This window comes from Rothia mucilaginosa (assembly GCF_019334805.1).
In the GTDB taxonomy this organism is placed as follows: Bacteria; Actinomycetota; Actinomycetes; order Actinomycetales; family Micrococcaceae; genus Rothia; species Rothia mucilaginosa_C.
In genome coordinates this window covers 589,588-611,279 of record NZ_CP079822.1, presented here as the reverse complement: position 1 = coordinate 611,279, position 21,692 = coordinate 589,588, and the positions used below count along the sequence as shown (strand labels likewise).

17 protein-coding genes are annotated in these 21,692 nt (G+C 61.4%); all 17 read left to right on the top strand.

Going from position 1 to position 21,692, the window contains the following annotated elements:
- Positions 1-118 precede the first annotated feature (118 nt).
- The 17 genes from LPB405_RS02325 (at position 119) to LPB405_RS02245 (ending at position 21,522) form a co-directional block, all read left to right on the top strand.
- A complete protein-coding gene (locus tag LPB405_RS02325) occupies positions 119-1,315 on the top strand; it encodes a secretion protein HlyD (protein ID WP_219101778.1) in 1,197 nt (398 codons plus the stop codon).
- Positions 1,316-1,324: 9 nt separating this feature from the next.
- Entirely contained in the window at positions 1,325-3,373 is a 2,049-nt protein-coding gene (locus tag LPB405_RS02320; protein WP_219101777.1) for an ABC transporter ATP-binding protein/permease, read from the top strand.
- Between the two features lie 407 nt (positions 3,374-3,780).
- On the top strand, positions 3,781-5,136 hold the full coding sequence (locus LPB405_RS02315) for a M50 family metallopeptidase (RefSeq protein ID WP_219101776.1): 1,356 nt from the start codon (positions 3,781-3,783) through the stop codon (positions 5,134-5,136).
- A gap of 139 nt (positions 5,137-5,275) precedes the next feature.
- Positions 5,276-6,418 carry a flavodoxin-dependent (E)-4-hydroxy-3-methylbut-2-enyl-diphosphate synthase gene (gene ispG, locus LPB405_RS02310; protein WP_044142245.1) on the top strand — a complete coding sequence of 381 codons (1,143 nt, stop codon included), beginning with the start codon at positions 5,276-5,278 and terminating at the stop codon, positions 6,416-6,418.
- A 182-nt stretch (positions 6,419-6,600) separates the two neighbouring features.
- Positions 6,601-7,854, top strand: coding sequence for a GNAT family N-acetyltransferase (locus LPB405_RS02305; protein ID WP_257604955.1), 1,254 nt, complete (start codon positions 6,601-6,603; stop codon positions 7,852-7,854).
- A 111-nt stretch (positions 7,855-7,965) separates the two neighbouring features.
- Positions 7,966-9,798 carry a proline--tRNA ligase gene (locus tag LPB405_RS02300; RefSeq protein WP_219101775.1) on the top strand — a complete coding sequence of 611 codons (1,833 nt, stop codon included), beginning with the start codon at positions 7,966-7,968 and terminating at the stop codon, positions 9,796-9,798.
- Positions 9,799-9,898: 100 nt separating this feature from the next.
- Positions 9,899-10,570 (top strand): ribosome maturation factor RimP, encoded by a 672-nt coding sequence (rimP, locus tag LPB405_RS02295; protein WP_219101774.1) that lies wholly within the window; start codon positions 9,899-9,901, stop codon positions 10,568-10,570.
- A gap of 109 nt (positions 10,571-10,679) precedes the next feature.
- Positions 10,680-11,777 (top strand): transcription termination factor NusA, encoded by a 1,098-nt coding sequence (nusA, locus tag LPB405_RS02290; RefSeq protein WP_219101773.1) that lies wholly within the window; start codon positions 10,680-10,682, stop codon positions 11,775-11,777.
- 251 nt (positions 11,778-12,028) lie between these two features.
- Complete coding sequence (locus LPB405_RS02285) at positions 12,029-12,370, top strand: YlxR family protein (RefSeq protein ID WP_005507088.1); 342 nt, start codon at positions 12,029-12,031, stop codon at positions 12,368-12,370.
- Between the two features lie 219 nt (positions 12,371-12,589).
- The gene (gene infB, locus LPB405_RS02280; protein WP_219101772.1) at positions 12,590-15,460 is read left to right on the top strand and encodes a translation initiation factor IF-2; all 2,871 of its coding nucleotides are present in this window, start codon (positions 12,590-12,592) and stop codon (positions 15,458-15,460) included.
- A 172-nt stretch (positions 15,461-15,632) separates the two neighbouring features.
- Positions 15,633-16,073 (top strand): 30S ribosome-binding factor RbfA, encoded by a 441-nt coding sequence (gene rbfA, locus LPB405_RS02275; protein WP_219101771.1) that lies wholly within the window; start codon positions 15,633-15,635, stop codon positions 16,071-16,073.
- Positions 16,074-17,168, top strand: a complete 1,095-nt coding sequence (gene truB, locus LPB405_RS02270) for a tRNA pseudouridine(55) synthase TruB (protein ID WP_219101770.1) — start codon at positions 16,074-16,076, stop codon at positions 17,166-17,168.
- A gap of 209 nt (positions 17,169-17,377) precedes the next feature.
- Complete coding sequence (locus LPB405_RS02265; RefSeq protein ID WP_219101769.1) at positions 17,378-18,130, top strand: DUF4345 domain-containing protein; 753 nt, start codon at positions 17,378-17,380, stop codon at positions 18,128-18,130.
- A 262-nt stretch (positions 18,131-18,392) separates the two neighbouring features.
- Positions 18,393-19,409 carry a bifunctional riboflavin kinase/FAD synthetase gene (locus LPB405_RS02260; RefSeq protein ID WP_219101768.1) on the top strand — a complete coding sequence of 339 codons (1,017 nt, stop codon included), beginning with the start codon at positions 18,393-18,395 and terminating at the stop codon, positions 19,407-19,409.
- Positions 19,410-19,672: 263 nt separating this feature from the next.
- Positions 19,673-20,131, top strand: a complete 459-nt coding sequence (locus LPB405_RS02255; protein WP_005507094.1) for an S-ribosylhomocysteine lyase — start codon at positions 19,673-19,675, stop codon at positions 20,129-20,131.
- Positions 20,131-21,024: a 5'-methylthioadenosine/S-adenosylhomocysteine nucleosidase gene (gene mtnN, locus LPB405_RS02250; protein WP_049341700.1), complete on the top strand. Its 894-nt coding sequence runs from the start codon at positions 20,131-20,133 to the stop codon at positions 21,022-21,024. Before LPB405_RS02255 ends, mtnN begins: the two co-directional genes overlap by 1 nt.
- 159 nt (positions 21,025-21,183) lie before the next feature.
- Positions 21,184-21,522 (top strand): hypothetical protein, encoded by a 339-nt coding sequence (locus tag LPB405_RS02245; protein ID WP_219101767.1) that lies wholly within the window; start codon positions 21,184-21,186, stop codon positions 21,520-21,522.
- The last annotated feature ends 170 nt before the right edge of the window (positions 21,523-21,692 follow it).

The following is a 21,692-nucleotide window of genomic DNA, read 5'->3' as shown; positions in this document are numbered from 1 at the left end:
ATTGTGCCCGGCACGTATCCCCGTGCCGGGCACAAACTAACCCCACACGGCATTGCCGCCTAAGCCCAAACGGCACAGACAATAGCGTTCCCGTACGCGCACCCAAAGAAGGGACACCATGAGCGCCACCCCCACCCGCCAGAAGAAAACCCTCTGGCTCTACGGCATTATCGCCCTGCTCCTCATCATCACCGTCGGCACGCTCATCAGCGCCCAAAACATCAAAACCACCGCCCAAAAAGACGCGGAAGCGGCACCCCCGGACCCCTCCACCATCACCGCCACGGTCACCCGCGAGAAACTGCGCACCACCGTGCCCCTGACCTGCACCGCGAACTACGCCACCTCAACCCCGCTACGCTACAGCGGCGAAGGACAGTACACCGCAATCACCATCAAACACGGTGACACCGTCGGCAACGGCACCCTCATCGCAGAAGTCAACGGTGAACCTCTCATCACCCTCACCGGCGGCTTCGCGCTCTACCGCGACCTCAAACTCGACGACAGCGGCCCCGACGCCGCACTCCTCAACGAGGCACTGACCGCCATGGGACGTCAGGGCCCGCAGCCCGCGCGCATCACCGAAGACACCTACGAGGCTCTCAACAACCTCCTCGACAGCCTCGGCTACGCGCACGTCAAGACTGACCAGCCCATTCCCGCCCGCTACTTCCTCGTCATCAACCGTGCCGGAGTTGTCACCGGCAACCCCCGTGCAACCGGCGCTATCGCAGACGGTCCCGTAGCCACCATCGCAGAAGGTAGCAAGACCCTCAGCTGCACCGGAACCACCGGTAGGCTCACCCCCGAAGCCCGTAGCGGTCAGAAGGTAACCGTGCCCTCCCTCGGTGATACTGAGTACGTAGCAACCCTCGGATACAGGAACACCACCGAAGCCGCCGGTGCCGCAGGCAACAGCCAGGCTGGCCGTAGCACCCAGCCCAATGGCGCAGAAGGCGCGGCTGGCTCCAACCTCAAGGGCGCAGCCGGTGCGGCAGGAAGCACCGAAGGGGAACGCATCCTCACCCTCAACGTAGGGGATAAGGCGGACAGCCTCCGAGGCGCCGTCAACGCGGAACTCACCCTCGAAGAAACCCCCGAAGCGCACCTGGTCGTGCCCTCATCGGCGCTCTACACCCGTGACGGACAGACCCGAGTCATCGTACTCGGCCCCGAAAGCTCCAACGGATCGAAGGCACGTGAAGAACGCGAGGTAACCGTTACCGTCATCAGCAACGCCAACGGCAAGAACGCCGTCACCGGTGACCTGCACGAAGGCGACAGCGTCAAAATTATGCGCGAGAAAAAGTAGGGAGTAGCCATGACTGACTCCCGCGCCGCTCACGCGCACCCACCAGCCTATAGCGTCGATATTCAGGGAGTGTCCCAGCACTTTATGCAGGGTGACACTCGAATTGACGTGCTCAAAAATATTGACCTGAAAGTCCGCTACGGAGAAGTCGTCGCCATCCTGGGGCCGTCCGGTAGCGGCAAATCAACCCTGCTGAACATCCTCGGTCTGCTCAGCACGCCCGCCTCCGGAAGCTACCTGCTGGACGGTACAGACACCGCAACCTTTAACGCGGCACAGCGAGCTGAAGCGCGCCTGGACAGCATCGGTTTTGTCTTCCAGGCGTTCCACCTCATCGAACATAAGAACGTGTACCGCAACGTTGAGCTACCGCTTATTTACCGTGGTGTTCCCAAAGCGGAACGGGCGCAACGTGTTGAAGATACTCTCGCCCTGCTGGGGTTGAGCCACCGCACGGATGCACCCATCACCACTCTCTCCGGGGGTGAAAAGCAGCGTGTGGCTATTGCTCGTGCGCTCATTGGTGAACCGGCCTTGCTGCTCTGTGACGAGCCGACCGGCTCGCTGGATGAAGAACTCACCCGTGAAGTGATTGACCTGCTCCGTGAATGTACAGGGGAGCAGCAAAGCACGATTGTGATTACCCACGACCCGCTCGTGGCGGAGCACTGCGACCGGGTGCTACGTATGCACGAGGGGCAGCTCATCGAGCAGAAGACACCGCGACACGAAGAAACGACCGTTCGCGCGTCTCTGCATCAGCCTGGCTTTGCTGAGGAACAAGCATCTAAGCCGCAGGGCAGTGGTCGTGCACCCTGGGCGCTAGCCTCCCTCAAAGAAGCCTGGGACGCTACCGTTCACCGGGTGAGGCGCAATATCTTCACCATGCTTGGCGTGGTGCTGGGTATCGCTTCGCTCGTGCTGACCGTTGGTCTGACCGCCACCATTTCTGGGCAGCTGGCTGACAGCTTCGACATTTTTAGGGCTAAGCACCTGACGGTAAGCTCGACCCGAACCGAACCCATGAGCCGGGCTGAACTATTGAGCCTGGCGGCAAGTGAGAACTACCGGCGTGTTAGCCAACTGAACGGAGTGACCGGTACCGCGCTGGTGGATCAGCTGTATGAATCCGCCGATGTTCAGCGCGGCCCAGACAATTTTGGCGAGCGCGGCGCTAACGTGACGGCTGCCGTCCTTGCGGCAACCCCCAGCATCTTTAGCGTGCAGGGTCACGAGCTGGTGTGGGGTCGTACCTTCGATGAGGGGCACGTGGAGCGGAACGATAAGGTTGTGGTGCTCAGCGAAAGCGTGATGCGCCAGCTCGCGCTGCCCTATAGCCCCGGAGTTACGGTCTATATTCGCGATGAGCCGTACACCGTTATCGGTGTGGTGCGGGAGAATCCCTCGCTGACTCTGTCGTACGGTTCGGTCTACCTGCCTCTGGGCGCGAAGCCTGGTGCCGATGTTGAAGAAGCACAGCCCGCTGCCGGTGGCGGTGCCGTTGCGGCGCAGACCGGTAAGCGTTCCACTCAGATTGTGGTGAGTACTGTTGCCGGTGCCGCAAACCAGATTGCGGAGGAAGCACCGTACGCGCTCTCGCCGGAACGTCCCGCCCTGTATAGCGTGAGTGTGCCGCCGGAGCCGAAGACCCTTCGTGAGGCTGTCGACCAGCAGCAACGCACCATGCTTCTTGCGATGAGCGTTATTACCCTCGTGATTGGTGCGATGGGCATTATGAATACGTTCTTGGTTGCGGTGATGGAGCGTCGCCGTGAGGTTGGTTTGCGTCTGGCTATTGGTATGCGCCCTTCGGGTATTCTGCTGCAGTTCTCGGCGGAGGCGTTGCTGACCGGCATCCTGGGCGCTGTGGCTGGTATTGTGCTGGCGGTTAACGGCATCTCGATTGTGTCTTTGATGAACCGTTGGACGCCGATTATTAGTGCCGACACTATTCTGCTGGGTCTGGGCGCTGGTGCGCTGGTTGGTGTGTTGGCTGGTCTGTACCCGGCGGCGAAGGCTTCGCGTATTGATCCGGCACAGACCCTGGCGGCAGGCTAGTCGTTGAGGAAGGCGTGAAGGGGCTGGTGTTCGTCCTGGCTTCGCTGGTTGGGATGGCGCACCGTATGTTTCCTCCGCGCCTACGCAGGGGCACCCGTCACCCGGACGCTCCGCCCTCTCCTCGCTCCGCATCGGAGAGCGTCCGTGTGACACCCTGAGGGCGCATCCGGAAAACACGGCGCGCCACCTCCGGTTGCCTAGCGTACGTGTGGAGGGGCGGTGTCGTCCGAACGTGACATCAGGGTGCCCGAAGCGAAGCGAGGGCGGGTGCCCCTGTAGGAACGAGGACGAACACCGCCCCTCTTACCGTTCCCATCCAGCCCCTCCAGAAAGCGGGGGAGGGCGCCTTCACAGGCTAAGCGAGTATCCTAGAAGCTTCGTATCCCCGAACCGAAACGAGAAAAAGCGTGGAAATCCTGCTGTACGCTGTGGGCATTATCCTCATGGCAATCGCTATTGCCGTCTCGATTGCCCTGCACGAGGTGGGGCATCTGGTGCCCGCGAAGCTATTTAATGTGCGCGTCCCGCAGTACATGATTGGCTTCGGTAAGACCGTGTTCTCTTTCCGCCGCGGCGAGACTGAGTACGGTTTCAAGGCGATCCCGTTGGGCGGCTACATTTCGATGATTGGCATGTACCCGCCGAGCCCTGCTGAGGTAAAGGAGCACCATGAGGAGGGCCATTCGGGCAGTACCAGCCCGTTTGCGTCCCTGGCTGAGGAGGCGCGCGCAGCGGATGCTGAGCGTCTGCAGCCCGGCGACGAGGACCGCCTGTTCTATAAGTTGCCGGTGCTCAAGCGCATGGTGATTATGTTGGGCGGCCCAACCATGAACCTGCTGATTGGTGTGGTGTGTACTGCTGTGCTGATTTGTGGTTTTGGTACGGCGCAGGTGACGAATAAGGTGTCAACGGTGTCTGAGTGCGTGCCAAGTGTGAGCGTGACCCATGATTCGATTAGCTATGGCGAGTGTACGGATAAGTCCACCCCGTCGCCAGCGAAGGCAGCGGGCGTGCAGGTGGGTGACCGCGTGGTGGCGGTGAACGGTACCCAGACTGGTTCGTGGGAGGCTGTGTCTTCGGCGATTCGTGCGGCGGGTTCTCATCCGAGCACTTTGACGGTGGAGCGTAATGGTCAGCGTCTGGATTTGTCGGTGACTCCGGTTGAGATGATCCGCCCGGTTTCTGATGGTAAGGGCCAGTATGCGCGTGCCGCGGACGGTTCGATTGCGACGACTCGCGGCGGTTTTGTGGGCATTTCCCCGTCGAGTGAGTTGGTGCCCGGTTCTATTACTGAAGTGCCTGCGATGGTGGGTGATACGCTCTCTCGTGTGGGGTCGTCGATGCTTTCGCTGCCGCAGCGTGTGTGGGAGTTGACGGTGACTCTGGTGACCGGTGGTGAGCGTAGTGCCGAGTCGCCGGTGTCTGTGGTGGGTGTGAGCCGTATTGCCGGTGAGGTGACGGCTACTGACCGTATTGATGTGAAGGCGAAGGCTGCGATGTTGGTCTCGCTGGTGGCGAATATGAATCTGATGCTTTTCGCGTTCAACCTGATTCCGCTGTTGCCGCTGGATGGTGGTCACGTGTTGGGTGCGCTCTGGGAGGGTGTGCGTCGCTTCTTTGCGCGTCTGACTGGGCATAAGGATCCGGGACCGTTTGATCCGGTGAAGTTGTTGCCGTTGACGTATGTGGTGGCGGGCGCGTTTATTGTGATGTCTGTCATTCTGATTGTGGCGGATATTGTTAAGCCCATCACCCTGTTTTAGTGTGTTGTTGCACGCGGTAAGGGTACCCGTATTAGTGCTTTCTTTCGCGTCAGTGGCACAATAAAAAGTTGAACGAAGGATGCGTCGTACGTCCTTCATAACCCATGTATGGAGGAAAACCTTGTCGGTCAGCCTTGGTATGCCGAAGCCCGCTCCCGCGGTTCTGTCCCCGCGTCGTAAGACTCGCCAGTTTAAGGTGGGTTCTGTCGGTGTTGGTTCTGAATCTCCGATTTCGGTGCAGTCGATGACGACCACTAAGACCCACGACATTGGTGCGACTCTGCAGCAGATTGCTGAGTTGACCGCTGCCGGTTGCGATATTGTGCGTGTGGCGTGCCCGACCGATAAGGATGCGGAGGCTCTGCCCATTATTGCGAAGCAGTCCCGTATTCCGGTGATTGCTGATATTCACTTCCAGCCGAAGTACGTGTATGCGGCTATTCAGGCTGGTTGCGGTGCTGTGCGTGTGAACCCGGGTAATATCCGTAAGTTCGACGACCAGGTGAAGGAAATCGCTCAGATGGCTTCGGACCACGGCGTTTCTCTGCGTATTGGTGTGAATGCTGGTTCGCTTGATAAGCGTCTGCTGGAGAAGTACGGTAAGGCTACTCCGGAGGCTCTGGTTGAGTCTGCTGTGTGGGAGGCTTCGCTCTTTGAGGAGCACGGTTTCCGTGATTTCAAGATTTCTGTGAAGCACAACGACCCTGTGGTGATGGTGGAGGCGTACCGTCAGCTGGCTGAGCGCGGTGACTGGCCCCTGCACCTGGGTGTGACTGAGGCTGGTCCGGCGTTCCAGGGCACTATTAAGAGCTCGGTGGCGTTCGGTACTCTGCTGTCTCAGGGTATTGGCGATACTATTCGCGTGTCGCTGTCTGCTCCTCCGGTTGAGGAGGTGAAGGTGGGCACCAAGATCCTGGAGTCGCTGAACCTTCGCCCCCGCAAGCTGGATATCGTTTCTTGCCCGTCGTGTGGTCGTGCGCAGGTGAACGTGTGGGAGCTTGCTGAGAACGTGACTAAGGGCCTGGAGCACATGAAGGTTCCGCTGCGTGTTGCCGTGATGGGTTGCGTGGTGAACGGTCCGGGTGAGGCTCGTGAGGCTGACCTGGGTGTTGCGTCCGGTAACGGTAAGGGCCAGATTTTTGTGAAGGGTGAGGTCATTAAGACTGTGCCTGAGGATCAGATCGTTGAGACTCTGATTGAAGAGGCGACCCGTATTGCGGCTGAGATGGAGGCTTCGGGCGAGTATGTTCCCGAGGGTTCCCCGGCTGTTTCGGTGAGCTAGTTAGCTTTTGTGCGCGGAGGCGCCCTGGTGAGGGCGCCTCCGCGCTTTTCCGGTTATGGTGGTGGCGGGCTTGGTGCTTGCCGCTGCCGGTTGTGGCCGCATGATTCGGCTACCTTTCGGGGTCACATGTCCCCGTATCTTCACTTAATTTTTGTCGCTCATTCTCTATCACTCAACAGGTCATGTTCACTCTTTTTTCTCGCCGCCGTAAGGCTAATCGTGCCCGGCGTGCTGCTGTTTCGTCTGCTGCTGTTTCGTCTGCTGCTGTTTCGTCGATGGATTCTTCCCCTATGCCTGATCGCGTGAAGGAACACGTTTTTGCTCTGGATGCTCGGTGGTGCGATGAGCTGGAGGAGGTCCTGTTCAGTGACCCGGTCCCGAATCTGTACTCCATTGAGCATTATTTGGCCTGCCCTCTTCCGGTGAGGTCCCCACGTATTCCGCTGCACTACTATCAGGGTTTTGTGGGTTGTGAGCGTGACGGGCAGTTGTGCTGTGTGCTTTTGTTGGGTTCGAATGTGGTGCCGGTGCGATTGTGCGGTGCTGCGGTCGAACATGATGTTGCCGAACGTGTAGAAACCTCTGATGCCACCACCCTGGACGCTACGGCGCTGGATGCTACGGCGCTCGCGCATCGTGACGCGCTGGCTCAGCTGCTACTGCAGGTGGGTTCTCGCCTGGATTCCATGTTTGGTGAGAGCGCCTTCGTGATGCCCCTGTGGACGCGCATGCAGGAGCTGTGTGAGCAGACTCGCGGCGGTAAGAGCCCGCTGTTGCAGATGCTGCAGCCGAGCCTGGGTGACGGTTGTGATCACCGTGCGCGGGTTCTGTCGGAGCGCCCCAATCAGCCGCTGCTGTATCTGCCGCCGGAGAAGGACCTCGCCCGCTTCTACGCCGTGGAGCTTCCTGAGCTGCCGGTGCACCTGCCAGAGCCCATCAAACCCAGGCCCCTCAAGCCGGGGCAGAGCCCCGTCGGGGCTGTCCAACTCAGCGGTGAGGCTGCCGGGTATGCGCGCCTTGCCACCTTCGCGGACCTGGGGGAGCTTCTGCCCGCAGCCGCCGCCATGTTCACCGAGGAGGTCGGCTTCGACCCGGTTGCCCGCTACGGTGACGGCTACGCGGCGCGCCTGCGCACGCTCATTGCCGGTCAGCGTTGCGCCATTGTCACCGATGTGAACGGTCGCGTTATCTTCAAGGCGGATGCGGGCATCGTGAACCTGGATGCCGCGCAGGTGCAGGGCGTGTGGCTGCACCCGGACTACCGCGGCTACGGGCTGGCTAAGCCGTTCTTTGCCGCCGCCGCGCAGATTCTGCAGCGCCGCTACCCGCATTTGAGCCTGTACGTGAACGACTACAACGCCCGCGCTCTTGCCATGTACCGGGGGACCGGTTGGGAGCAGATTGGGCAGTTCTCGACCATCATTTTTGAGCGCTAAACACGCCGAACCCTAAAACGCTATAAAATTAAAGACGACTGTGCCTATTTACGGCTCACCCGGTGAGCCTCGGGCACCCTACCTAAACCTATCGACCTTTCAAGGAGAATCGTGGTACTTCGCCTTTCCAACCTCTTCGTGCGCACTCTGCGCGAGGACCCCGTAGACGCTGAGGTCGCCAGCCACAAGCTGCTGGTCCGCGCCGGTTACATCCGCCGCGCAGCCCCCGGCGTGTACACCTGGTTGCCCCTGGGCCTGAAGGTACTGCGCAAGGTCGAGAACATCATCCGCGAAGAGATGGACGCCATTGGTGCGCAGGAAGTTCACTTCCCCGCACTGCTGCCCCGCGAGCCTTACGAGGCAACCAACCGCTGGGATGAGTACGGCGATAACCTTTTCCGCCTCAAGGACCGCAAGGGTGCAGACATGCTGCTTGCACCCACCCACGAGGAAATGTTCACCCTGCTGGTGAAGGACCTGTACTCCTCCTACAAGGATTTGCCGGTTTACCTGTACCAGATTCAGACCAAGTACCGCGATGAGGCGCGCCCCCGCGCGGGTCTGCTACGCGGCCGCGAGTTCGTCATGAAGGACTCCTACTCCTTCAACATTGACGATGAGGGCCTGAACGAGGCGTACATGGCTCACCGTGCCGCCTACCAGCGCATCTTCGAGCGTCTGGGTCTGGAGATTGTCATTGTGACCGCACAGTCCGGCGCGATGGGTGGCTCCCGCAGTGAAGAGTTCCTGCACCCGACCCCCATCGGTGAGGACACCTTCGTGCGTTCCGCGGGCGGCTACGCGGCAAACGTTGAGGCCGTCACCACCGTGGTTCCCGAGGAAATCGAAATCACCGAGGACACTCCGGCGGCAATCGTTCTGGACACCCCCGACTCCGCCACCATTGAGACCCTGGTGGAGCGCATGAACGAACTGCACTCCGAGGTCACCGGCGGCACCCTGGAGGCTTCGCAGACCCTCAAGTGCTTCGTGGGCACCGTCATCACCCCCTCCGGCGAGCGTAAGGTCTTCGCCGTGGGCGTTCCCGGCGACCGTGCCGTGGACCTGGGCCGCGTTGAGGTTAACATCGGTGCCCTGCTGGGCATCGGCGGCGAGGTTGAGGTCGAGGCAGCCAGCGAAGAGGACCTGAAGGCATACCCGCAGCTGGTCAAGGGCTACATTGGCCCCGGCCTGAGCCTGGATGCGCCCCTGCTCGGCGCACACACCGAGGACGAGGACGCGGTGGCTTCCGCAACCGGCATTCCCTTCTTCGTTGACCCCCGCGTGGTGCGCGGTACCCGCTGGGTGACCGGCGCAAACGAAGAGGGCAAGCACGTGGCGAACCTGGTCTTCGGCCGCGACTTCACCGCCGACGGCGTCATTGAGGCGTGCGAGGTGCGCGAAGGCGACCCGGCACCGGACGGCTCCGGCGAACTGGTGGCAGCCCGCGGCATCGAGATGGGCCACATCTTCGCCCTGGGCCGCAAGTACGCTGAGGCACTGGGTCTGAAGGTTCTGGATCAGAACGGCAAGCTGCAGACCGTGACCATGGGCTCCTACGGCGTGGGCGTGACCCGCGCACTGGCTGCTATCGCCGAGGGCAACCACGACGAGAAGGGCCTGATTTGGCCGCGTAACCTGGCACCGGCAGACGTGCACATTGTCATCACCGGCAAGGACGCAGCATCCCACGAGTACGCTGAAGAGCTCAGCGCATCCCTGGAATCCGCCGGCCTGCAGGTCATGCTGGATGACCGCCCGAAGACCAGCCCCGGCGTGAAGTTCGGCGACGCCGAGCTGCTGGGTGTGCCCACCATCCTGGTGATTGGTCGCGGCTTCAAGGACGGCGTGCTGGAGCTGAAGGACCGCCGCAGCGGTGAGGCTCGCGAGGTGTCCGTCGAGAACGCGGTGGCTGAGGTCATCGCTGAGGTGCGCGGCGCCTAAGGCACGCCACTAGCCCGCAAAGACGTAAAACCGTCGTCCCCTGCCCCGCCTCCTAAGAGGTGGGGCAGGGCAAGCGGCGGAAGAATGAAAGAAGAGAACTATGGCATATAAGCCGAAGCGTTCTGGCTCTAAGAAGAGCGCCCCGAATGCGCGCGCTCGCCGTGCCGCATCCCGCGTGGCGAATGGTGTGAACACTCCCCGCACTCGCGCTGAGAGCGAGCCCGTGGTGGAGGCACCGGTGCGCGTGGGTACCCGCGCGATCCGTGAGGAAGAGGTTGCCGAGGCGATTGCCCCGGTTATCTCCGAGTTCTCGCTGGTGCTGGAAGGTCTGAAGATTTCGGGCCCGGCGGCGAACCGTACCGTGAAGATTACGGTGGACTACACCGCTGAGCGTACCGATTCGCTGTCGCTGGATTCCCTCGCGGAGATTTCCGGTGCGATTTCGAGCGCCCTGGACCGTGCGGATGAAAACGACGAGTTCTTCCCCTACGAGCTGGAGGTGTCCTCGCCGGGTGCTACCCGTGCCTTGACCGAGCGCCGCCACTGGGAGCGTGCCCGCACCCGTCTGATCGCGGTCACCGCACCCGACGGCACCGAGTATCTGGCACGTCTGCACGAGGTGCAGGATGACGGCCCGGTGCTGGCTCGTAAGAAGAACACGAAGAAGGGCCAGAAGGAGTCGTACCACGAGCCGAGCTTGCTCCCGTGGGAAAATATTGCTTCTGCTCACGTCGAGATTGACTTCAATTCGCCTGCTGAGCCGGTAGAATAGAGTTATTAAAGCTTCAGGCACGGGGTGCTCCGTGCCAGGTATATACCGTTCGGGAGCCGGGGCGCACTAAGCGTCCCGGCGCCGTGCTAACTGGGAAAGGCTGAAAAGCGTGGAGGATATTAAAACTATTGACCTGGGCGCACTGCGCGCATTGGCGAAGCAGCGCTCTCTCGTCATGGAGGAGCTCTTCACCCTGGTTGAGAACGCCCTGCTGCTCGCGTACATGAAGCAGCCCGGCGCTATTAAGGGCTCTCGTGCCGTCATCGACCACACCACCGGCGAGTTCGTCATTCTGGCTCCTGAGCTTGATGAGGATAACCAGAAGATTGACGAGTTCGACGATACCCCGAACAACTTTGGCCGTATCGCTGCCGCAACCGTACGTCAGGTGCTCTCGCAGCGTCTGCGTGACGCTGAGGACGCATCCGTTCTGGGCGAGTTCAAGGACCGTGAGGGCACCCTGGTGTCCGGCGTGATTCAGCAGGGCAACAACCCGCGTATGGTTCAGGTTGACCTGGGCACCGTTGAAGCTGTTCTGCCCAGCAACGAGCAGGTTCCGGGCGAGAAGTACCCGCACGGTACCCGCCTGCGCGCCTACCTGGTTGAGGCTCGCCGCGGCCCCAAGGGCCCCTCGATTGTGGTTTCTCGTTCGCACCCGAACCTGGTTCTGCGCCTGTTCGAGCACGAGGTTCCCGAAATCTCTGAGGGCCTGGTTTCCATTAACTCCATCGCACGTGAAGCTGGCCACCGCTCCAAGATTGCTGTGTCCGCGAAGAACCCGACCATCAACGCTAAGGGCGCCTGCATCGGCGATATGGGCGCCCGCGTGCGCGCCGTGGCTGCCGAGCTGAACGACGAGAAGATTGACATTGTCGACTACTCGACCGATCCGGCAACCTTCATCGCTGCGGCGCTGTCCCCGGCTAAGGTCACCGAGGTCATTATCGCGAACCCGCGTGAGTACTCCGCTCGTGCCGTGGTTCCGGACGACCAGCTGTCCCTGGCTATCGGCCGTGAGGGTCAGAATGCGCGTCTGGCAGCGAAGCTGACCGGCTGGCGTATCGATATTCTCTCCGAGTCCAAGTACGCTCAGGTTCGTGCCGAGGAAGAGGTTGCGGCTCGCGTGGCTCGTAGCCTGGCTGAAGAAGCTTCCGCTGAGAAGGCAATTGAAGAAGCAACAGAAGAGTCCGCACAGGACGCTGAATAAGCATTAGCCCCGGTGAGGGGCGTATCCCGCGGCATATCCTTTTGATGCAGGCGCAAGAGATCGGGCAGGTACGTGCCCGGTGTTCTTGCGCCTGCGTCACAGTTTTGCCCATGATTCTTAAAAACGGGATACACTATTAAGATGTGCCGGTGTGTAACCGGGCGCTTTAACGCGCCCTCGCATACACCGGATGGAGCATCACGAATGTACTGCGAACGCGGTTCTACACACGTTAGAGAGGGGAGAGGACCATGAGCGATCACGACCTCACCGCAACCTCCGAAGCGTTTGAAGGACCGGTCCGCACCTGCATCGGATGCCGTGCCCGCGATGAACAGCGCAACCTGCTGCGCATCGCCCGCACACCCGTCACGTCTGCTACCGAGCAGGCGGACACCCCGCCCTATCAGCCCGATACGGCGGGAACTATGCCCGGACGAGGCGCTTGGATCCATCCGAGCGAAAAGTGCGTAGCCGCTCTGCAGAAAAAGAACGGTCTGGCGCGCGCCTTCAAAAAAGCGGTCCCTGCAGCCCAGCTGCAGGCGTGTTGCGAGCAGATTCGAGCCGTTATTGCGGACTCGACCCCCTCGTAGACGCTTTTCGGGTATATGCCCTCTGTAAGTCAACGAGTTTGACGACTTCTTATCTGAAAGCGAGTCAGAAAACTGATGGATATCTAATGAGTGCCGCGAAATGAGTACCCTTTCGTGCTCACCCACCGGCAATTTCACGAATTGGCGCGCCTTCGGGCGTGCACCCCGTAAACATTAGTGTCCGCACCATTCCCGGTGCGGACCGGGAATGGAGAAAATTTGGCTCAGCCTCGAGTACACGAGTTTGCTAAAGAAGTAGGCGTACCTTCCAAGGAAGTTATTGCCAAGCTTAAGGATATGGGCGAGTTCGTTAAGAGCTCCTCTTCCACCCTGAACCCCATGGTTCTGAAGAAGCTGCGCGCGGAATTCCCCGCCGCAGCCGCTAAGCCTGCCGCAAAGGCAGCACCCGCAAAGGCCGCACCCGCGGAGTCGGCAGCTAAGCCGGCACCCAAGCCCGCAGCGGCTAAGCCCGCCGCTAAGCCTGCGGCAACCCCCAAGCCCGCAGCGGCAAAGCCTGCCGCTAAGCCGGCACCCAAGCCTGCAGCTAAGCCCGCAGCAGCTGAGAGCGCAGCTCCCAAGCCTGCAGCAGCTAAGCCCGCCGCAAAGCCGGCAGCAGCACCCAAGCCCGGCGGCCCCCGCCCGGGTAACAACCCCTTCGCATCCCAGCAGGGCATGGCACGCCCCGAGGCTGCACCGAAGCCGGCAGCTCCCAAGCCTGCCGCTCCGAAGCCCGGCCCCAAGCCCGGTCCTCGCCCCGGTAACAACCCCTTCGCATCCCAGCAGGGTATGAAGCGTAACGGCGGCGACTCCCAGCGTTCCGGCGGTCCCCGTCCGGCACGTAACGGTCGTCCCGGTGGCAACGGTGGCGCACGCCCCGGCGGTAACGGCGGTCCCCGCCCCGCAGGTGGCGCCCGTCCCGGTGGTAACGGTGGCCCCCGTCCGGCAGCTGGCGCACGTCCCGGTGCACCCCGTCCGGCTGGCGGCGGCGGCGCACGCCCGAACCCCTCGATGATGCCCAAGGTTTCCAACGTTGGTGGCGGCGCGTCCGGTTCCAACAACGGCGGCGGTAACGGTGGCGGCGGCGCACGTCGCGGCGGCGGTTCCGGCGGCGGCTTCAACCGCGGTCCGGGTCGTCCCGGCCCCGGCGGTCGCGGCAACGCACAGGGTGCATTCGGTCGCGGCGGTTCCAAGCGTAAGGGCCGCAAGTCCAAGGCAGCTCGCCGCCATGAGCAGGAGCAGCTGAACGCACCGGCACCCGGTGGCGTGGTTGTTCCTCGCGGCGACGGCTCGACCGAGATTCGTCTGCGCCGCGGCGCGTCCATCATGGACTTCGCTGAGAAGATTGGCGCAAACCCGGCATCGCTGATTACGGTTCTCTTCCACCTGGGTGAGATGGCTACCCAGACTCAGTCCCTGGACGAGGAGACCTTCGAGCTGCTGGGTGCCGAACTGGGTTACGTCATCAAGATTGTTTCCCCGGAGGATGAGGAGCGCGAGCTGCTCGAGTCCTTCGACATCGACCTCGAAGCCGAAGCAGAAGCTGAGGGCGATGACGTTCTGGAGGTTCGTCCCCCGGTCGTTACCGTCATGGGTCACGTTGACCACGGTAAGACCCGCCTGCTGGACGCTATCCGTAACACCAACGTTATTGAGGGTGAGGCCGGCGGCATTACCCAGCACATTGGTGCATACCAGGTCCACACCACCGTTGAGGGTGAAGACCGCGCGATTACCTTCATCGATACCCCCGGTCACGAGGCGTTCACCGCTATGCGTGCCCGTGGTGCGAAGGTCACCGACGTGGCAATCCTCGTGGTCGCAGCGGATGACGGCGTTATGCCCCAGACCGTTGAGGCACTGAACCACGCACAGGCAGCTAACGTGCCGATCGTGGTTGCTGTGAACAAGATCGATAAGGAAGGCGCGTCCCCGGACAAGATCCGTGGCCAGCTCACCGAGTACGGTCTGATCCCCGAAGAGTACGGTGGCGACACCATGTTCGTGGACGTCTCCGCTCGCAACGGCACCAACATCGACGAGCTGCTTGAAGCTGTCACCCTGACCGCTGACGTGCTCGAACTGACCGCTAACCCGAACAAGGAAGCACGCGGCGTTGCTATTGAAGCAAACCTGGACAAGGGCCGCGGTGCGGTTTCCACCGTCCTGGTTCAGTCCGGTACCCTGCGCGTCGGTGACGCTATCGTTGCCGGTGTTGCTCACGGTCGCGTTCGTGCAATGTTCGATGAGAACGGTCAGGCTGTGAAGGAAGCTGGCCCGTCCCGCCCCGTTCAGGTGCTGGGTCTGTCCACCGTTCCTCGTGCAGGCGACACCTTCCTCTCCACCGAGGAAGAGCGCACCGCTCGTCAGATCGCTGAGAAGCGTGAGGCTGCTGATCGTAACGCTCAGCTGGCTAAGCGTCGTAAGCGCGTGACCCTCGAGTCCTTCGATGCCGCTGTGGCTGAGGGCAAGATGGACACCCTGAACCTGATTATTAAGGGTGACGTCTCCGGTGCTGTGGAAGCACTGGAAGAGTCCCTGATGAAGATCGACGCCGGTGGCGACGAGGTTCAGCTGCGCGTCATCCACCGCGGTGTGGGTGCTATTACCCAGAACGACGTGAACCTGGCTACCGTGGACAACGCGGTCATCATCGGCTTCAACGTCCGCCCGGCAGAGCGCGTTGCCGAACTTGCCGACCGCGAAGGCGTCGAGATGAAGTTCTACTCGGTCATCTACCGTGCGATTGAGGAAATTGAGCAGGCCGTCAAGGGTATGCTCAAGCCCGAGTACGAGGAAGTGGAGCTCGGCTCCGCAGAGATCCGCGAGGTCTTCCGCTCCTCCAAGTGGGGCAACATCGCAGGTTCGATCGTCAAGAACGGCATCATCAAGCGCAACGCCAAGGCACGCCTGGTGCGCGACGGTTCCGTGGTGGCAGACAACCTCACCATCGAGTCGCTGCGTCGTTTCAAGGACGACGCTACCGAGGTTCGCGAAGGTTTCGAGTGTGGTATTGGCCTCGGCTCCTTCAACGACATCAAGGAAGGCGACATTATCGAGACTTGGGAGATGCGCGAAAAGCCGCGCGTCTAAGACTCACACGCTGATGCGCCCGTCACCCGCTAGTGTTCCCGTACCCGCAGGCTTCTAAAACTGGAGCCTGCGGGGCGGGCGCTGGCGGGGCGGGCGCTTCCGCATTACCTGGAACGCCTCCGTAACACCCCGAGTGTTCGCGGAAGCACCACGAGATTTCAAGGAGAAACACATGGCTGATGCAGCCCGCGCGGCACGACTTGCCGACCGCATCAAGGTAATTGTGGCGAAGGCGCTGGAGCGTCGTGTTAAGGACCCCCGCCTCGGTTTTGTGACCATTACCGATGCCCGCGTGACCAACGACCTGCAGCACGCAACCCTGTACTACACCGTGTTCGGCTCCGAAGAGGACGCCGCAAACACCAAGAAGGCGCTGGAATCCGCAAAGGGTATTCTGCGCTCCGAGGTGGGTAAGAACATTACTGCCCGCCTGACCCCCACCCTGACTTTCGTCGCTGACGAGGTTCCCGAGAACGCCTTCCACATTGAGGCGCTTCTGCGTGAGACTCGCGAGCGCGACGCCGCCCTGGCTGCTGCAGCTGAGGGTGCCGAGTACGCCGGCGACGCCGACCCCTACAAGAAGGATGAGCCTGCCGAGGGTGAGGACGCCTAAGTGGCGAAGAAGCAACCTCAGGGCCCGTCCGGCCTGATGGTCATTGATAAGCCCGCCGGGATGAGCAGCCACGACGCAGTCTCTCAGATGCGTCGTATTGCTGGCACCCGGCGGGTTGGTCACGCCGGTACGCTGGATCCCGCCGCGACCGGCGTGCTGATTTTGGGCATCAATAAGGCGACGAAGCTGCTGACCTACCTGGTCGGTCAGGATAAAACCTATGACGCGACGATTCGTCTGGGCATTGAGACGCTGACCGAGGACGCCGAGGGTGAGCACACTGCCGCGCATCCGGACGGCGTTGAGGCGCTGACCGGTATGGACGCTGAGCAGATGCGTGCGCGCATCCTGGAGGCTGTGGCGCAGCTGAGCGGCGATATCCTGCAGGTTCCTTCTGCGGTGTCTGCTATCAAGATCAACGGTGTTCGCTCGTATGCGCGTGTGCGTAGCGGTGAGCAGGTTGAGTTGGCGGCGCGTCCGGTGACGATTAGCGAGTTCACGGTGCATTCTGTGACTGCCGGTTTTGCCGAGTACGTGATTGAGGACCCCGAGAACGAGGGCGAGCACGCGGCAACCTCGGTTCCCGTGATTGACTGCGACGTGACGGTTTCGTGCTCTTCGGGCACCTACATTCGTGCCCTGGCGCGTGATCTGGGCAAGATTCTGGGCACCGGTGGCCACCTGACGGCTCTTCGCCGTACCCGTGTGGGTGCGGTGGTGCTTGAGGATGCCGCCGATTTGGCGCAGTTGAAGCAGCGCCGTGAAGAGTCAGCAAAGCTGGAAGATTTGCCGTTGCTGCCCCTGGAGGAGGCGGCACGCCGCATCTTTGGTGCGCGTGAGCTCTCCGCTGCGGAGGCGAGCGATATTTCTTACGGGCGCCGTATTAGCCCCAGTGGTGACGGCTCCGTGGTGAAGCGTTCCGTGCACGCGAGCGCGGATGAGTCCGGCGCGGTGCAGCATGCCAGCGTTGAGGGTATTGTGGCGGGCTTCGCCCCGGATGGTACCCTGGTAGCCCTGTTGGAGAATAAGAAGCAGCGCGGGAAGGTGCAGGCCGCCCCGGTGCTGGTTTTTGAGGCGAATCGTTCCTTCAATTAGGTGTTGAAGGCTTATGATGGGCGAAGAGGGTTCGGTGTTTGCGCCTGCTCAAACCTGATTTGCCTAAACCTATCTGATTCAGCGCCCTGTTGAAGGAGCGCCTTGTTGAATGTGCGCCCCTATTCATTCAATGCGCTAACGTATATACAACCCCTGAACACACATGACTACTCGTGCGGGTGCCGCCCGGCCCTGCTGAAGGAGAGAAGATGAGCGAGAACCAGAGCTCTGCTAAGAAGGCGAGTGAGCCTCGTACCGCGCCGGTACCCCGCGTGGAGTCTGCACAGGCTGAAGCTACCGTAACCGGGGCTGCTGCGACCGGAGCTGCTGCTCAGAGCGGTGCCGCGAAGGCTGCCGGTGCTAAGACTGCTGAGCCTATTTCTGCGGCGAAGGCACCTGCGGGTGTTCGCGTAGCCGCACCGGCGTCCGGCGATAAGGCGTCGCAGAAGGCAGATAAGAAGGCTGAGAAGAAGGCAACCCGCGAGGCGTTTGCCCGCCCCAAGAGCATTGAGGAGGCGGCTAAGCCTCAGAACCGTGCGGCGTTCCGTGCGGCGGTGGCGCTGTACGGTCTGTTCATGATTGCGTACGGTGTGTGGCAGGTTTTGGGCGGTATCCGTGTGATTCCGGATGCGCCTCAGGATTTCGCGAATGCCTCGGTGCAGTCGAACTACGTGTTCTTCGCGGCAGCCTATGTGGGTGTGGGTCTGTCCTTCGTGTTCATTGCCCTGAAGTTCAAGTGGGTGAACATGCTCGTGTTCTCCTGCCTGGTGGTTTTCCTGGGTGGCGTGGGTCGTATCCTGTCGTGGGCGTTCTTCGGTACCCCGCACTGGTCGCTGATTGTGCTGATGGTGACTGAGCTTGTGATTCCTCCGTGTCTGCTGGTGTGGTACGGCTGGATTAACAAGTCCAATAAGATTCGCGAGGAGATGCTGAAGGCTTCTCGTAACCAGGCTCGTAAGTAGTCGTAATGCCCGGGAAGGTTCCTGCCGCACGGTGGGGTGCCTGCCCGGGCTTTCTTCTGGGCGGGTGCTGCGCATGGATTTTCCAGGTGCGGAGGCTGCACAGTTGCGTGCCAGATACCCCGCCGCATCCGCAAAGGTAGGGGAGGGGGCACCGCCTGCGAGGGGCGCCGTTCCATTCCCTGTTGATTCCCGTTTTGAATTCTGCATCCTGCCGCCTGTGGTCTAGGATGGATAGGTACATTTATCTTTTTCAGGAGAGCCCGTGACCCTCTACACCGCTTTGAGCGAGGTCCCCGCCGGCTACGGCCCCTCGGTCGTGACCATCGGCAATTTTGACGGCGTGCACCGTGGACATGCCCGCGTGATTTCGCGCGTGGTCTCCCTTGCTGAAGAGCACGGTTTGAGCTCTATCGCGGTCTCTTTTGACCCGCACCCGATGCAGGTGCACCGTCCCGAGGCGACCCACCACGACATTATGGGTCAGGGCTCGCGCCGCTACTTCATGTGCCTGCTGGGTCTGAACGACTACCTGCTGCTGAACTACAACCTGCAGTTCGCTTCGCAGACCCCCGAAGAGTTCGTGAAGTCCACCTTCGTGGATGCGCTGAACGCGCGTTTCGTGGTCATCGGTGACGACGTGCGCTTTGGAAAGAACAACTCCGGCGACCTGAACACCATGCGTGAGCTGGGGGAGAAGTACGGGTTTGAGGTGGTTGTCGTTGAGGACCTGATGGTGGATGAGAACACCCGCTGCTCCTCGACCCGCATCCGCCAGCTGCTGCTGGACGGCGATATGCCCGCCGCAACCGAGCTGCTGGGCCGCCACCACATGATGGCTGGTGAGGTTGTACACGGTCTGGCGCGCGGCCGCGAGTTGGGCTTCCCGACCGCGAACCTTGAGCTTGAGGCGCGCGGCCTGATTCCCGCCGACGGTGTGTACGCCGGCTGGCTCGTGGACGAGTCCGGTAACCGTCACCCCTCCGCTATTTCGGTGGGTACGAACCCGACCTTTGACGGTATTGAGCACCGCCAGGTTGAGGCGCACGTGATTGACCGCCCGGAAGAGCGCGTGGAGGATTTCAACCTGTACGGTCAGCATGTGCTGATTGAGTTCGTGAAGCGTCTGCGCCCCATGGTGGCGTACACCGGTGTTGAGGCGCTGATTGAGCAGATTAACGATGACGTGGTGCAGACCCGCGAGGTGCTGGCTGAGGACGCTAAAAGTTACTGCCCGCCGGAGTGCCCGGTGCAGGCGGAAGTGAAGCATCCCCACTTCTAAGAGCGACATCCTGCGCTCATAGCTTTTGCCTTTAACGGCTTTGTAGCCCCTGCGGTAAGATTTTCGGATCTGCCGCCGGGGCTTTTGCGTACCCGACCGGATGCGCAAAAGCGGGCACCTTCTTCGCACCTGACCGCCCGCGCCTTCCGACGAAACCTCGTGCCCCGCACGCCTTGACGTTCTGCGCTGCACGCCTTGACGTTCTGCGCCTCCCGTGAGGCACCCCTGTTTTAGTCGTCCCCGTTTTAAGAGAAGATAGAGTCATGGAAAAAATGAACGTCGAATCCTTCAACCTCGACCACCGCGCCGTGGCGGCACCCTACGTGCGTATCGCGGACCGCAAGGTTCTGCCCGGTGGCGACACCCTCATCAAGTACGATATCCGCTTCACTCAGCCGAACACCGCGCACCTGGAAATGCCGACTGTGCACTCCATCGAGCACCTGAGCGCCGAGCACATGCGCAACCACACCGACCGTCTGATTGACTTCTCCCCGATGGGCTGCCAGACCGGTTTCTACGCGCTGACCCTGGGCCTGGAGCCCGAGGAGTTCTTCCCCATCCTGGAAGCAACCCTCAACGATATCCTCAACGCGACCGAGGTTCCGGCAGCGAACGAGGTGCAGTGCGGTTGGGGTGCCAACCACACCCTCGAAGGCGCGCAGGCTGCGGCTCGCGAGTTCCTCGCGGCACGCGATGAGTGGGCTCAGGTGATGGCGTAATGAGCGCACAGATCCCTGACGCTTTCGCATCCGCCTTCAACCCGGTGGACTTTGACCCGAACGCTTTCGACCCGGCTGAGGCGTTCAACAGCATGTTTGAGCTGATGGACGGCATGTCCAACGCCATCATTATTCAGGTGGCAATGGATGAGGAACTCGCACCTTTCCTGAAGGTGACCGAGGAGCTGCAGCCGTCCTTCACCGAGGGGGCGGCGGTATTCCATCCGCGTTACCTGCAGGTGGGTGAGGACCAGGTTCCGCTGCTGCTGGTTCGCTCCAAGATCGGTCTGGTGAACGCGGCGAGCGCCGTCACCGAGGCGATCAGCTACTCCTCGAACTGCCTGGGCGTCATTAGCGCAGGTACCGCCGGCGGTTTGGCTCGCGGCATTAACGTGGGCGACGTGCTGATTGGCGAGAACTACACCTACACTGACGCCGACGCGACCGCCTTCGGTTACGCGCGCGGCCAGGTTCCGGGCATGCCCGAAAGCTACGACGGCCAGGCGGACGAGTGGCAGGATGCTCTGGAGCATGCGCTCGCCGCACTTGAGCCGGTGCGTGAGCAGGCTGAGAGCGTGTGGGAGGTGCGCCGCGGCCAGATGCTGGCGGGTAACTCCTTCGTAACCGCCCACAACGTGAAGGACACCCGCGAGGCGTTCGAGGGCGCCATCAGCACCGATATGGAGACCACCGCTATTGCGCAGGTCTGCCACAACTACGAGATTCCGTTTATCGGAGTGCGTTGCGTGTCTGATCTGTGCGGCCCGGAGGCTGACCAGGACTTCCACCTCTCCGTGGACGTGGTGGCTCCTCGTTCGGCTCGTTACGCGCTGCAGCTGGCCGCTGAGCTGTGGACCGAGGCGCAGCTGGAGGCGCTGGAGCTGGCTCTCTAAAGTTCTAGAGCATGCGGCACGATGTGAGCTCGCATGCGGCAAGTGCCGGGGCGTGAACCTGAATGGTTTGCGCCCCGGTTTTTCTGTACCCGGCCCGCGAGACATGCAGAAATATTAATCGCGGTGAATATACATTCTGTGTGTTGTGGAGTACTATGAATGTGGAAACTAATCGCTCTCACAGAGGAGTACGTCGTGAAGGTCTGTCCGACTCTCGCCTCCGTCACCGGTCTGCTCGGTGGCTACAAGGTTGCATCTAGCACCGGCATCCGCCCGCTCGGTGGCGCTGTCCTGGCACTGTGCGGTGCCGTGGCTTACAAGAATTGGAAGCGTAAGGCTGGCGCAGGCCGTGCCACCTTCCTCACCGCTCTCTACCTCGGCGCGTTCGGCGCCGCTCATCCGCTCGCCAAGAAGCTTGGCGCGTGGCCTGCAGTCTACACTGTGACTGCTGCAACCGCTCTGTGCTCTATCGTCATTGGACGTAAGCGACAGAAGTAATCTTTGACGAAAAGACGGCGGAAAGGCAACGTTGCCTTCCCGCCGTCTTTTGCGTTCCCACCCACCGTACCGGTTGGGTAGGGATGCGACGGGGCGACGCGCGAAGGCAACGCCTTCTACGCATCGCCCCATTACTCGATGGGGAGTGAATCAACCGGTACCGCTCTCAG

Coding starts and splice junctions, on each gene's coding strand:
- LPB405_RS02245 (WP_219101767.1), top strand. CDS start 21,184: ATGTGGAAACTAATCGCTCTCACAGAGGAGTACGTCGTGAAGGTCTGT.
- LPB405_RS02265 (WP_219101769.1), top strand. CDS start 17,378: ATGAGCGAGAACCAGAGCTCTGCTAAGAAGGCGAGTGAGCCTCGTACC.
- LPB405_RS02305 (WP_257604955.1), top strand. CDS start 6,601: ATGTTCACTCTTTTTTCTCGCCGCCGTAAGGCTAATCGTGCCCGGCGT.
- rbfA (WP_219101771.1), top strand. CDS start 15,633: ATGGCTGATGCAGCCCGCGCGGCACGACTTGCCGACCGCATCAAGGTA.
- LPB405_RS02285 (WP_005507088.1), top strand. CDS start 12,029: ATGAGCGATCACGACCTCACCGCAACCTCCGAAGCGTTTGAAGGACCG.
- ispG (WP_044142245.1), top strand. CDS start 5,276: ATGCCGAAGCCCGCTCCCGCGGTTCTGTCCCCGCGTCGTAAGACTCGC.
- LPB405_RS02325 (WP_219101778.1), top strand. CDS start 119: ATGAGCGCCACCCCCACCCGCCAGAAGAAAACCCTCTGGCTCTACGGC.
- LPB405_RS02255 (WP_005507094.1), top strand. CDS start 19,673: ATGGAAAAAATGAACGTCGAATCCTTCAACCTCGACCACCGCGCCGTG.
- mtnN (WP_049341700.1), top strand. CDS start 20,131: ATGAGCGCACAGATCCCTGACGCTTTCGCATCCGCCTTCAACCCGGTG.
- LPB405_RS02320 (WP_219101777.1), top strand. CDS start 1,325: ATGACTGACTCCCGCGCCGCTCACGCGCACCCACCAGCCTATAGCGTC.
- rimP (WP_219101774.1), top strand. CDS start 9,899: ATGGCATATAAGCCGAAGCGTTCTGGCTCTAAGAAGAGCGCCCCGAAT.